The organism is Microbacterium sp. 01T413_2, assembly GCF_056398985.1.
Genome location: NZ_JBFTQL010000002.1, coordinates 201,028 through 213,146, shown reverse-complemented (window position 1 = coordinate 213,146; position 12,119 = coordinate 201,028). Strand labels below are relative to the sequence as shown.

15 protein-coding genes are annotated in these 12,119 nt (G+C 70.3%); 8 read left to right on the top strand and 7 right to left on the bottom strand.

Annotated features, from left to right (window positions below):
• From AC1DMN_RS02305 to AC1DMN_RS02295, 3 genes are all read left to right on the top strand, one after another.
• Positions 1 to 1,146, top strand: coding sequence for a cysteine desulfurase family protein (locus tag AC1DMN_RS02305; RefSeq protein ID WP_477229428.1), 1,146 nt, complete (start codon positions 1 to 3; stop codon positions 1,144 to 1,146).
• Positions 1,147 to 1,155: 9 nt separating this feature from the next.
• On the top strand, positions 1,156 to 2,097 hold the full coding sequence (locus AC1DMN_RS02300) for a glycosyltransferase family 2 protein (protein WP_441976252.1): 942 nt from the start codon (positions 1,156 to 1,158) through the stop codon (positions 2,095 to 2,097).
• Between the two features lie 65 nt (positions 2,098 to 2,162).
• The gene (locus tag AC1DMN_RS02295) at positions 2,163 to 2,936 is read left to right on the top strand and encodes an SDR family NAD(P)-dependent oxidoreductase (protein ID WP_440734565.1); all 774 of its coding nucleotides are present in this window, start codon (positions 2,163 to 2,165) and stop codon (positions 2,934 to 2,936) included.
• Between the two features lie 119 nt (positions 2,937 to 3,055).
• On the opposite strand, the gene AC1DMN_RS02290 is transcribed toward AC1DMN_RS02295, so the two are convergent.
• A complete protein-coding gene (locus tag AC1DMN_RS02290; RefSeq protein ID WP_441976449.1) occupies positions 3,056 to 4,942 on the bottom strand; it encodes an ABC transporter ATP-binding protein in 1,887 nt (628 codons plus the stop codon).
• Between the two features lie 249 nt (positions 4,943 to 5,191).
• Here AC1DMN_RS02290 and AC1DMN_RS02285 point away from each other — a divergent pair, with 249 nt between their 5' ends.
• Positions 5,192 to 6,682, top strand: a complete 1,491-nt coding sequence (locus AC1DMN_RS02285) for an MDR family MFS transporter (protein ID WP_477229429.1) — start codon at positions 5,192 to 5,194, stop codon at positions 6,680 to 6,682.
• 122 nt (positions 6,683 to 6,804) lie between these two features.
• On the opposite strand, the gene AC1DMN_RS02280 is transcribed toward AC1DMN_RS02285, so the two are convergent.
• Positions 6,805 to 6,966 carry a hypothetical protein gene (locus AC1DMN_RS02280; protein ID WP_441976256.1) on the bottom strand — a complete coding sequence of 54 codons (162 nt, stop codon included), beginning with the start codon at positions 6,964 to 6,966 and terminating at the stop codon, positions 6,805 to 6,807.
• A gap of 147 nt (positions 6,967 to 7,113) precedes the next feature.
• Here AC1DMN_RS02280 and AC1DMN_RS02275 point away from each other — a divergent pair, with 147 nt between their 5' ends.
• The 3 genes from AC1DMN_RS02275 (at position 7,114) to AC1DMN_RS02265 (ending at position 8,854) form a co-directional block, all read left to right on the top strand.
• Positions 7,114 to 7,686: a carboxymuconolactone decarboxylase family protein gene (locus AC1DMN_RS02275; protein WP_477229430.1), complete on the top strand. Its 573-nt coding sequence runs from the start codon at positions 7,114 to 7,116 to the stop codon at positions 7,684 to 7,686.
• Between the two features lie 164 nt (positions 7,687 to 7,850).
• A complete protein-coding gene (locus tag AC1DMN_RS02270) occupies positions 7,851 to 8,150 on the top strand; it encodes a Fe-S cluster assembly protein HesB (protein ID WP_440734570.1) in 300 nt (99 codons plus the stop codon).
• 116 nt (positions 8,151 to 8,266) lie between these two features.
• The gene (locus tag AC1DMN_RS02265; RefSeq protein WP_477229431.1) at positions 8,267 to 8,854 is read left to right on the top strand and encodes a 1-acyl-sn-glycerol-3-phosphate acyltransferase; all 588 of its coding nucleotides are present in this window, start codon (positions 8,267 to 8,269) and stop codon (positions 8,852 to 8,854) included.
• Here the strand turns inward: AC1DMN_RS02265 and AC1DMN_RS02260 are convergent.
• The 4 genes from AC1DMN_RS02260 to AC1DMN_RS02245 are packed head-to-tail and all read right to left on the bottom strand — an operon-like array spanning position 8,838 to position 11,502.
• Positions 8,838 to 9,476 (bottom strand): DUF1345 domain-containing protein, encoded by a 639-nt coding sequence (locus AC1DMN_RS02260; protein WP_441976259.1) that lies wholly within the window; start codon positions 9,474 to 9,476, stop codon positions 8,838 to 8,840. The two genes, AC1DMN_RS02265 and AC1DMN_RS02260, sit on opposite strands and share 17 nt — an antisense overlap.
• 26 nt (positions 9,477 to 9,502) lie before the next feature.
• Positions 9,503 to 10,327: a DNA-formamidopyrimidine glycosylase family protein gene (locus AC1DMN_RS02255; RefSeq protein WP_440734573.1), complete on the bottom strand. Its 825-nt coding sequence runs from the start codon at positions 10,325 to 10,327 to the stop codon at positions 9,503 to 9,505.
• A gap of 45 nt (positions 10,328 to 10,372) precedes the next feature.
• Positions 10,373 to 10,927: an isochorismatase family protein gene (locus AC1DMN_RS02250; RefSeq protein WP_477229432.1), complete on the bottom strand. Its 555-nt coding sequence runs from the start codon at positions 10,925 to 10,927 to the stop codon at positions 10,373 to 10,375.
• Positions 10,927 to 11,502 (bottom strand): alpha/beta fold hydrolase, encoded by a 576-nt coding sequence (locus tag AC1DMN_RS02245; protein WP_440734575.1) that lies wholly within the window; start codon positions 11,500 to 11,502, stop codon positions 10,927 to 10,929. The genes AC1DMN_RS02250 and AC1DMN_RS02245 overlap by 1 nt, the downstream gene beginning before the upstream one ends.
• Positions 11,503 to 11,592: 90 nt before the next feature.
• Between AC1DMN_RS02245 and AC1DMN_RS02240 the strand changes: the two genes are divergently transcribed.
• Entirely contained in the window at positions 11,593 to 11,934 is a 342-nt protein-coding gene (locus AC1DMN_RS02240; RefSeq protein ID WP_477229433.1) for a YciI family protein, read from the top strand.
• Here the strand turns inward: AC1DMN_RS02240 and AC1DMN_RS02235 are convergent.
• Positions 11,927 to 12,088: a hypothetical protein gene (locus tag AC1DMN_RS02235; RefSeq protein WP_440734577.1), complete on the bottom strand. Its 162-nt coding sequence runs from the start codon at positions 12,086 to 12,088 to the stop codon at positions 11,927 to 11,929. The two genes, AC1DMN_RS02240 and AC1DMN_RS02235, sit on opposite strands and share 8 nt — an antisense overlap.
• Positions 12,089 to 12,119: the final 31 nt, after the last annotated feature.

Here is a 12,119-nt window from a genome sequence, read left to right as displayed (position 1 = left end):
ATGTCCGTCCCGCTCTACCTCGACCACGCGGCGACCTCGCCGATCCGGCCCGAGGTGCTCGAGGCGATGGCCCCGTTCCTCACCCGCACGTTCGGCAACCCGTCCAGCCATCACACCGTGGGCGAGGCGGCGAGCGCGGCGCTCGAGGACGCCCGCGCGCGGGTGGCCCGCGTGCTGGGGATGCGTTCCGGCGATGTCGTCTTCGCTGCCGGCGGCACCGAGGCGAACAACCTCGCGGTCAAGGGCATCGTGCTGGCCGCACTCGCCCGGGGCGGGCGCCACGTGATCACGACACCCATCGAGCACGAGTCGATCCTGGAGTCGGTCCGTTATCTCGAGCGGTTCCACGGCGTGGCCGCGACCCTGGTCCCGGTCGATGCGGCAGGACGGGTGGATCCGGACGCGGTCGCTGCGGCGATCCGCGACGACACCGCGCTGATCGCCGTCGGGCATGCGAACAATGAGATCGGCACGATCCAGGATATCGCGGGGATCGCCGCGGCCGCCGCCGCGCAGGGCGTGCCGGTGCACCTGGACGCGGTGCAGTCCGCGGGATGGCTGGCACTGTCGGGCCTCGGCGCCGACGCGATCGCGATCGCCGGGCACAAGCTCGGCGCCCCCAAGGGCATCGGTGCGCTCGCCGTGCGCGGCCGGGTGCCGATCGAGCCCCTCTTGCACGGCGGCGGGCAGGAGCGCGGCCGCCGCTCCGGCACCGAGAACGTGGCGGGCGCGGTCGGTCTCGCCACCGCACTCGAGCGGGCCGAGGGCGAGCGCGCCGAAGCCTCCGCGCGCGTCGGGGCGCAGTCCGCCCGGCTCATCGCCGGGGTTCTCGCGGCGGTCCCCTCGGCGCGCGTGACCGGCGATCCGGTGCACCGGCTGCCCGGCACGGCGAGCTTCACGTTCGCCGAGGTCTCCGGCGAGGCGGTGCTGCTCGAATTGGAGCGGCGCGGCGTGGTCTCGTCCAGTGGATCGGCGTGCGCGGCCGGCAGCGACGAGCCCTCGCACGTGCTTCTGGCTTGCGGCATCGACCCCGCCGTCGCGCAGACCGCGGTGCGCTTCACGCTCGGCCACGGCGGCCTTCCCGGCGACGGCCCGGAACAGCTCGCGGCGCTCGTCGCCGACGCCGTGTCCGCTGTGCGCTCCTAGACTGGCGGAGTGCCCGCCCCGCTCGTGACCGTGATCGTCCCCGGTCGCGACATCGCCGCCTTCGCTCCTGCCGCCCTCGACTCGCTGCGCGCGCAGACGGAGACCTCTTGGCGGGCGATCCTCGTCGATGACGGATCGCGCGACGACACCGGCCGGATCTTCGACGCCGCAGCAGACGCGGATCCGCGCTTCACCGTCCTGCGGCACACGGAGGCGCGCGGGCTCGGCGGCGCCCGCAACGCCGCGCTCGAACTCGTCGACACCGAGTACCTCGGCTTCCTCGACGGCGACGACGAGCTGACGCCGACCGCGCTCGAGCGGATGACCGGCACCCTCGCCGCGTCTGGGAGCGACTTCGTGGCGGGCGCGTACGTGCGCTCCCGCTGGGACGGGCAGACATACGCGCCGGGCCGTGTGCAGCCGTGGGTCGCGGCGGCGACGGATCCGGAACGCCTCGGCACCACGATCTTCGAGCACCCTGCCGCGTCGGCGAACATCGTGGCCTGGTCGAAGCTGAGCCGCACCGCGTTCTGGCAGGATCTCCGCTTCCCGGAGGGCGTCGCCTACGAGGACCAGATCGTGGCCCAGCGCATGTACACGGCCGCGCGCGCCTTCGATGTCATCCCCGACGTGGTGGTGCGATGGCGGCTGCGGGAGGACGGATCCTCCATCACGCAGGGCAAGCACCGCCTCCGCGTGCTCCGCGACTATCTCGCCGCGTTGCGCGGGGGCATCGACGTGCTGCATCGGGCGGGCGCGCAGGCCGCCGTTGTCGCTAGGCTCGACCTCATCCTCGCGATGGACCTGCCGCCGCTCCAGGAGATCGCCGGCAGCCACACCGACTCCGCGTATCCCGCGACGGTGCGAGCGTTCGTGCAAGACCTCGAGGCACTCCCCGAGTTCGCCGACGCCCGCGTGGACCCCACTCTCGCCGCCGCGCTGCGCTGGTAGCCGCGGCCATTGCCCGGACGGCCGATGCGCCCGTGCGCGTCGCTCCGCCCAGAATCAGGACCGTCATGAACGCCTATCTCTCCGACCTGTTCTCCCTCGAGGGTCGCACCGCCGTGGTCACCGGCGGCAGCTCCGGCATCGGGCGCGGCATCGCGACCGCGCTCGCCCGTGCCGGTGCCGCCACCGTGATCGTCGCCCGCGGCGCCGACCGGATCGACGAGACGGTGCGCGAGCTCACCGATGCCGGCTGCCGCGCCGCGGGCGTCGTGGGCGACCTCGGCACGCGCGACGGGATCCTCGCCGTGGCGGACGCCGCGGCACGTCCGTTCGGCGAGCCCGACATCCTCGTGAACTCCGCCGGCATCAATATCCGGCCTGCCTTCGCCGACATCACCGAGGCCGACTGGGACGCCACGATGACCGTGAACGCGCTCGCCCCGTTCCTGCTCGGTCAGCGCTACGGCGTGGGCATGGCCGAGCGAGGCTACGGCCGACTCATCCACATCAGCTCGCAGCAGGCGCACCGCGCCTTCGTCGGCAGCGGCATCTACGGCGTGTCGAAGGGTGCCGTCGAGTCGCTGATGCGCTCCGAAGCGGAGGCCTGGGGCGGGACCGGCGTCACCAGCAACACCCTCGTGCCGGGTTTCGTGCTGACGCCGCTCAACGCCCGCCTCCAGGAGGATCCGGTGCAGATCGCGGCGCTCGCCGCCCGCACCATGATCGGCCGTAACGGGCTGCCGTCCGACTTCGCCGGCGCCGCCGTGTTCCTCTCGGGCGCCGGATCGTCGTACGTCACGGGTCACTCGCTCTTCGTGGACGGCGGGCTGAGCGTGCACTGAGGCCGGCGCTGTGTGCTGAACTCAGTCGATCCGGCCTGTGTTCGGGCGCCGGCGCGTCTCAGCGCACGATTCGACTGAGTTCAGCACGCCCCGAGGCTGTCACCCCGCGGCATCGCGGGTCAGGCCGAGCGCACGTCGTCATCGATCCTCGCTGCGGCCACCTGCTGCGCGGCGAGGTCGGCGTACAGTCCCCCCTGGGCGAGCAGCTCGGAGTGGGTGCCCGACTCGACGATCCGCCCCTCCTGCACGACGTGGATGACGTCCGCGCCGATCACCGTGGACAGCCGGTGCGCGATCGTGAGCGTGGTGCGGCCCTTGGCCGCCTCGTCCAGCGCCTCCTGCACGACGCGCTCCGACACCGTGTCGAGCGCGGACGTCGCCTCGTCCAGCAGCAGCACCGGCGGATCCTTGAGCAGCACCCGCGCGATCGCGATGCGCTGCTTCTCGCCGCCCGACAGCCGGTAGCCGCGCTCTCCGACCACGGTGTCGTAGCCGTCTTCGAAGCCGACGATCACGTGGTGGATGTTGGCGGCGGTGCACGCCGCCACGAGCTCCTCATCGGTCGCATCGGGCTTCGCATAGACGAGGTTCTCGCGGATCGTCGCATGGAACAGATACGTCTCCTGCGACACGATCCCGATCTCGTCGATGATCGACGACTGGGTGAGGTCACGCACATCGGCGCCGTCGAAGAGGATCGCTCCCTCCGATGCCTCGTAGAGCCGGGGAGCGAGATAGAGGATCGTCGTCTTGCCGGCCCCCGAGGGGCCGACGAAGGCGACGTGCTGCCCCGGGTCGGCGGTGAACGAGATCCCCTGCAGGGTGTCGCGCGCGGCGGACGACGCGTCCGGGTAGCGGAACCGAACATCGCGGAACTCGAGGCGCCCGCGGGGGCCGGGCGCCTCGGAGGCGGACTTCGCGTCCGGCGCGTCCTGGATCTGCGGCACCAGGTCGAGGTACTCGAAGATGCGCGCGAACAGGGCCTGCGAGGTCTGCACGTCCAGCGCGACGCGCATGAGTCCGATGAGCGGCATCAGCAGTCGCGCCTGCACGGTCGTGAAGGCCACTATGGCGCCGGCGGTGATGGATCCTGTCCCTCCGGCGACGAGGAGCCCCGCCACGAGGTAGATGATCGCCGGGACACTGGACATCAGCACCATCACGACCGCGAAGAAGCCCTGCCCGCTCATCGCCTGGCGCACCTGCAACCGGATCTGCGTGCGGTTCTGCGCCTGGTAGCGGGCCGACTCGGAACGCTGCCGGTTGAAGGACTTGGACAGCAGGATGCCGGACACGCTCAACGTCTCCTGCGTGATCGCGGTGAGCTCGCTCAGCGACTCCTGCGTCTCGCCGGCGATCCGCGCGCGCACCTGACCGACGCGGCGCTGCACGAGCACCAGGATCGGCATCACGCACACCGCGATGATGGTCAGCCGCCAGTCCAGCAGGATCATCGCCACCAGCGAGGCGATCACCGTGACCGTGTTTCCGAGGATGCTCGTGACCGTGCTCGTGAGCACTCCGGCGACACCGCCGACGTCGTTCTGCAGCCGGGACTGGATCACCCCGGTCTTGGTGCGGGTGAAGAACGCCAGCTCCATCGCCTGCAGGTGCTCGAACAGACGCACCCGCAGGTCGCCCGTCACGCTGTTGCCGACGGTCGAGGTGAGCCAGGTCTGCACGACGCCGAGACCGGCCGACAGCAGGTAGAGCGCGACCATGCCGACCACCAGCTCCACGAGCAGCGCGATGCGCGGTCCTCCGCCGCCCGCCGGGAACAGCGCGTCGTCGAAGACGAGCTTCACCAGCAGCGGCGGGATGACGCCGAGCGCGGCCGAGATGATCACCAGGAGGCCCGTGACGAGGATCCGTCCGCGATAGGGGCGGAACAGCGCGACCACCCGGCGGCCGAGATTCGCGATCTTCGGCGCCTCGGCGTTCTGCCGGCGCTGCGACGCCTCGTCCACGGGGCGCATTCCGCCCCGGGCTCCGCCACCTCTGGCCATCATGCTCATCCGCTCACCCCTGCCCGCCGCTGGTCACCTGCACCTTCGGCACCTCGCAAGCGTAGATCCCCGTGCCGAGCATGGGACGCCGCCGTCGAGAACGTCCGCTCAGGGCGCAACGCTGCTGAGAGCAGCGCCGACGGCCGGCGGGGAATGAAATGTCCGACCCTGTGGTTACGCTGAATGTCGCTGGCATCTCTGTACAGCTCATCCCCCCCTTTTTCGCCCCCGCCGAGTCGGAGGAAACATATGTCCGCCATCGAAACCGGATCCGTGCCGACCAGCGCGAGATCCTCTCTCATCCCCCGCCGTGACATGGCGGTCATCTGGGTGCTCCTGGCCGCCGCCTTCGTCGCGATCCTCAACGAGACGACGATGAGCATGGCGATCCCGCACCTCATCGACGATCTGAGCATCACCCCGCTCGCGGCGCAGTGGGTGACAAGCGCGTTCATGCTGACCATGGCCGTCGTGATCCCGACGACGGGCTTCCTGCTGCAGCGCTTCACGACGCGGCAGATGTTCCTCGGCGCGCTCACCCTGTTCTCCGCGGGAACGCTGATCGCCGCGCTCGCGCCCGGCTTCACCGTGCTGCTCATCGCACGCGTCGTGCAGGCGTCGGGCACAGCGATCATGATGCCGCTGCTCATGACGACGCTCATGAACCTGGTTCCCGCGGAGAGCCGCGGCCGGATGATGGGGCGCGTCAGCATCGTCATCTCGCTCGCGCCGGCGATCGGTCCCACGCTGTCGGGCTTCCTGCTCGACCACTTCAGTTGGCGCGCGATCTTCGTCGTCGTGCTGCCGATCGCCCTGGTCGCCATGTTCATCGGCTGGCGCTGGCTGACGAACGTCGGCGAGCGCACCGACGCACCGCTGGACGTGCTGTCCATCGTGCTGAGCGCCTTCGGCTTCGGCGGGCTGGTCTTCGGCCTCAGCCAGATCGGAGCCCTCGCGGGCGGTGGCGGATCCTCCGCTCCCCTGGTGATCGCGCTGGTCGTCGGCGTGGTGGGGCTGGTGGCGTTCCTCTGGCGGCAGGTGATCCTGCAGCGCAAGGACGACGCCCTGCTGGATCTGCGGGTGTTCGCCTCGCGCGACTTCAGCCTGTCGATGGTGCAGATGTTCCTGCTGTCGCTGGCCTTCTTCGGCACGCTCACGGTGATCCCGCTGTTCCTGCAGAAGGCGCTCGGCCTGGAGACCACCGAGGCGGGGCTGGTGCTCCTGCCCGGTGCCCTCGCGATGGGGCTGCTCGGCCCCGTGATCGGGCGGATCTACGACGCCCGCGGCACGAAGATCCTGCTGATCCCGGGCTCGATCCTCACCGCTGCCACGCTGTGGTTCTACACGACGCTCGCCACGAACACCTCGGTGTGGATCGTGCTGGTCGCGCAGACGCTGCTGTCGATCGGACTCGCGCTCTCGTTCACGCCGCTGTTCACGGCGTCGCTGGCTTCGCTGACGCCGAAGTTCTACTCATACGGGAGCGCGGTCATCGGCACTGTGCAGCAGGTCGCGGGTGCGACCGGCATCGCCGTGATGATCGCGGTGTTCACGCTCATCGTGAACGCGAACGGCGGCACCGAGGTGCCCGCCGCGGTCGCGGCGGGCTCGCGCAGCACGTTCGTGATCGGCGCGGTCATCGCGACGGTGACGATCCTGGGCGCGTTCATCATCCGCAAGCCCGCGGACCAGCCGCACGAGGTGGGCTCCCCAGAGGGCAGCGCCCCGGCGATGCACTGAGCCTTTTCCACTTCACTGCACCTCGAATCGTCCCCGTCGGCGCACGCCATAGGCGCCTCCGACGGGGACGATCCTGCGTTCGCGACCGCGAGGGATCCCGACGGGGGTCGCGATCGGCGAGGTCAGTCCTTCGCGCCGGGCAGACGACAGACGCCGTCGATGCACAGTCCGGCGTCTCCCGCGTCGAGGCCCGGGAGCAACGACAGCCCGCCCGGAGCGGCTCCCGATGTCGGACGCGTCGCGTCCGCGGGTGTCTGCTGCGGGGATTCGGCTGCCGTGGTCACCCCCCGATGCTACGCCCGTACCGGAGCATCGGCGCCGTTCTGAGGCATCCACCCATGTCGCCGAACGCATCTCGGGCATAGTCTTCGCTCAGGCGCTGGGGCTCGCCGTCCGCGAGCATGCCGCGCATGGACGCGAAGGAGCTTCCCATGATCATCAGCACTCCCCCTGCCGAGACCGCGCAGGGGCACGCCGCCGACATGTACGCCGAGGACATCGCCGACGCGGGCTTCGTCTTCGCCTACACCCGCGCGATGGCGGTGAACCCCGAGGCGCACGAGGCGTTCATGGCGCTCATCCGCGCGATCGTGCCGTCCATCGGCGTGCGCGTCTATGAGGCGGCGACGCTCGGCGCAGCCCGCGCGATCGGATCCCCGCACTGTCTGCTCGCGCACGGACGCAAGTCTCTGCGGGCGGAGGTCCTCAGCGGCGATGGCCTCGCGGCGTTCGCCCGGGGCGACGACGACGGCTTCTCCGCCGCCGAACAGGCCGTCGTGCAGTACGCGGCCAAGCTCTCCACCGATCCGCGCGGCATGACCGACACCGACACTCAGGCGCTCCGGGACGCCGGCTACGACGACCGCCAGATCGTCGACATCACCTTAGCCGCAGCAGCCCGGAACTACTTCAGCCGCGCTCTGCTCGCCCTCGCCGTGCCGACGGACGAGATGCCGGGCCTGGATCCGGAGACGGCCGAGGCGCTACGGGCCGCTGCGCGCTGAGGCCGGTCGCCGCCCGCCGATCGCGTTCCCCCGCTCCCAGGTGGGAAGACCCTCCGAATCGGGCCGAATCGCCGCACAGCGGTTGAGAGCTCGATCCAGAAGGGGAATCGTGGCCCGGACACATGCCGTGACCTCGGCATGTCCGCAACCGGAAGGAGTGCCTCGTGCTCACCTTGACCGACAACGCCACTGCGCTGGTCACCACGCTCGTCCGTCGTCGTACCGAGACGGAGGGTGCGGGACTGCGCATCCACACGGCCGAGACGCCGGGAAAGGCGGGCGAACCCCGCCTCGCCGCCGACGTGGTCGTCTCGCCGGAGCCGGATGATCAGATCCTCGATCTGCCCGGCGCCCCGGTTTTCCTCGAAGGGGAAGCCGCCATCGTCCTGGACGACAAGGTCCTCGACGCGAACGTGAATGAGGAGGGCGCCGTGTCGTTCTCCCTGATGCCGCAGGTCGCCTGACCCGCGGCACCCCGAACGGGCGCATGACCCGGACCTCCCGTCCGGGTCATGCGCCCGTTCCCATTCCGCTGCCTTTCATGCGGAGCACGGCATGCGCACCCCTCTACCGTGGACGGATGCTCCGTCGCCTCATCGCCCGCGTGTTCTGGACGTTCAGCCGCTGGACGCTCGCTAGCGAACCGGGTCCGACGCGCCCCACCGTGCTGATCGGCGCCCCGCACACCTCGAACTGGGACTTCGTGCTGATGCTCGGCATCGCCTGGCGGCTCGGCGTCGAGGTGCACTGGCTCGGCAAGAAGAGCCTGTTCCGTGGCTGGCGCGGCCCACTCATGCGACGCCTCGGCGGCATCCCGGTGGATCGAGAGGATCCTGCGCGGGTCGTCGGCGAGGTCGTGGCGCAGGTGAACGCCGGCACGGTGTTCGGTCTGGTCGTCACGCCCGACGGCACCCGCGACGGCAACACGTATTGGAAGAGCGGCTTCTACCGCATCGCACGCGAGACCGGCATGCCGGTGACACTCGGGTTCGTCGACCGCACCACGATGACGACCGGGCTCGGGCCCACGTTCGACCTCACCGGCGATATGGCCGCGGACATGGACCGGATTCGCGCCTTCTACGCCGATAAGGCAGGCGTGCGTCCGGAGCGGCGCACGGAGCCCCGGCTACGCGAGGAGCGCCCCGAGATCACCCCAGGCCTGTGACGAGGTTGATGATCGTGCCGAGGATCAGCGCGCCGAACACGTAGGCGATCGTGGTCTGCGCGATCACGATCCGCCGGATGGCATTGCGCGTGACATTGGTGTCGGCGACCTGGTAGGTCATGCCGAGCCCGACCGAGAAGTACGCGAAGTCGGTGTACTCGGGGTCCTCGTTCTGGTTGAAGATGATGCCGGCGGATCCGTCGTAGTAGAGCTTCGCGTACCGCAGCATGTAATCGGCCTGGATCAGCCCCCAGGAGGCGGCGACGCTGAGCACCGCGCTCCCCGCGAGCGCGAACTGGGTCCACCCCTCCGCGTGCCGAGCCTGCAGCACGACGACCAGCACGGCCGCGATGCTGGCGAAACTCCCGACCACGGCGACCACCCGGGCGATGCGTCGACCGGGGTCCTCCTCGGTGGCGTGCGAGCGCGTCTGCTCGGCGTTCATCGGCCACACGACCAGCAGGATCCACACGGTGCTGACGAGAGCCAGCGCGCCCCAGGCCGCGAGAAGGCCCGCGGCGAGGCCGAGGAACGGCGTGACGACGAAGCCGACCGCGACCCCGACAAGGAGCGCGACGGACGAGCGCACGCGCCAACGATGGCGCAGAGGAAGCGGGCTCACCCCGGAATGCTAACCCGCATGTCGCGTCACGTCGTGGAGGGCTCGGGCTGGCAGTGCGGACAGAGTTGAGCGGAGGCACCGGAGAACACGCGATCGATGATCGTCGTGCCGCAGACCGGGCAGGCCTCTCCCCCGCGCCCGTGCACGGCCATCGCGGCGACCTTGGCCTGCTTGAGCTGGCCCGGCGGCAGGCCCCGCCGATCCGCGAGGGAGCCCCGCAGCACGTCGACCGTCGCGTGGAAGAGCCGTTCCCGCTCGGCATCGTCGAGCACTGCGGCGTGCACCGTGGGAGCGATCCGCGCCCGATGCAGGATCTCGTCCGAATACGCGTTGCCGATGCCGGCGAGCGACGTCTGCTCCTGCAGGAGCGCCTTGATCTGCTTGCGCCTGGTGCCGAGGGCGCGCTCGAACACGTCGCGGTCGAAGTCGGCGGCGAGCGGATCCGGTCCGAGCGCCGCGATGCCCGAGACATCAGTCGGGGCATCGACGACCGACGCGGTCACCGCGAGGAAGTCACCCAGGTCGACGACCTGCATCAGCGCACCGTCGTCGAGCGCGATTCGAGCGACCTCGGGCACAGGTTCGTCGCTCCGCGGGGCGTCCGGCGCCTGCCAGCGGATCCAGCCGTTGCGCCCGAACCCGATCATCAGCCAGCCCGCCTCGGTATCGAAGCCGACGTGCTTGCCGAAGCGCTCCAGGCGCCGGATCCGCGCACCGACCAGCGATCCGGGCGGGCGGTCGCGAGTCTTGACGATGCGGAACTCGCCGACATCCAGGTCGGCGATCACACGACCGCGGATCCGCTCGTCGAGGAACTCGACCAGCGCCTGCACCTCCGGAGACTCGGGCATGCGCCCATCCTCGCACCGGGATCGGACATGCGCGCGTGGTGGCGGTCAGGCGAACGCGACCTCGTCGTGCCGCGCCACCGCGAACTCCTGCCCCGGATAGCGCAGCCCGGCGAAGTACATGTTGGTGTGGGCGACGATCTGCTCGCCGGAGATCCGAACGCCCTCGATCGTCGCATCGACGGTGGTGTGCGCGTCGCGCACGAGCGTGACGTCGTAGCCCTCCGCCGCTGCACGCTGGGTCGTGGTGCGTACGCAGAAGTCGGACTGCGCGCCGGCGACGACCAGGCGGGTCGCGCCGTATCCGTCGAGCACGGTCCGCAGTTCGGTCTCCGCGAAGGCGTCGCGGTAGCTCTTGCGCACGACCGCCTCGCCCTCGGCGCGGGCCAGCGGTGCCGCCAGCTCCCAATCCGGCGTCCCCACGCCGATGGGGTCATGGTGCACCCATACCACCGGAACCCCTTCATCGCGCGCCCGGCGCACGAGCGCGTCGGTCCGCATCAGCACCCCGTGCTCGTCGAAGCAGTCGGGCATGACGCCCGCCTGCATGTCGATCACGAGCAGGACGGTGCGGGCGTCCGCCGGCGGAATGGCGCCTCGCATCAGTCCCAGGCCAGGTAGTCCTCGATCGCGAACGCCGTGTCGACCGGATCGCTCACGGGGAACAGGTGCCCCCCGCCCTCGATCGTCACGACACTGGCGCGCTCGACCGCGGACGCGCGCAGCTTCTCGCCGTTCGCCGGGGGCATGACGTCGTCCTCGGATCCCTGGATGATGAGAATCGGCACCGACGGCGCGATCGGCACGTCGACGTCCTCCACGCCCAGCAGCAGCACGCCGAGCGCGCGGTCCGTGCGCTTCGCGGAGAGCGCGCGGGCGACAGTGCCGCCGACGCCGTGGCCCCCGATCCAGGTGGCGCCGATGCCGGCGTGGTCCATGACGTCACTCGCATCCTGGACGCGCTCCTCGAGCGTCGCGGCATCATCGGCGCGACTTCCGATCCGCAGCACACGGATCCCCTCGCCGGCCAGGATGTGCGCGACCGAACCGAGCGCGCCGCCCTCGAGACCACGCCCCGGAATCAGCACCAGAACGGGCCCGTCACCCTCCGACATCTCGTCGACGTAAGGGATCGCGCGGCCATCGGGTTCGAAGATGCTGTTGTTCTCGGTAGTCACCGAGCCATCGTATCGAGTCCCGCTGGAGCATCGACGGCGGCGTACGATCGCTGGACGGACCTGACACGGACGATTCAGGGAGCGACGAGGATGAGCCAGTACATCATCTACTTCAACCAGCAATGGGTCGGCGAGCACAGCGCCGAGTGGTTCGCCGAACGCGGGCCGCTCGCCAATGCCGTCGTGTCGGACATGCGCGACGCCGGCGTGCTCGTCTTCGCGGGAGGCGTGCACGAGGACATGCAGGCGGCCTTCACCGCCGATGCCTCGGGTGGCACCCCGGTGATCACACAAGGTCAGTTCGCCCCCGGCGAGCAGTACATCGGCGGCCTCACCATCATCGACGTGGCGGACGATGACGCTGCGAAGCTCTGGGCCGGCAGGATCGCCGAGGCCTGCGGTTGGCCGCAGGAGGTCCGCCGGGTCAGCTGACGTCCTCATCGACGTCGGGCTCGGCGCGGAGGAGGTCCGCGATCTCCTCCTCCGGACGGGGCGCGATGTTCTCGTCCGCCTCGAGCTCGGGAATGCTCGGTTCGCCCGGCTCCGGAATGTGGGCGGAAACGGACCGCTCATCAGTGTCGGACATGGCCGCACCTCCTCAGGAAGACACGGCCAGC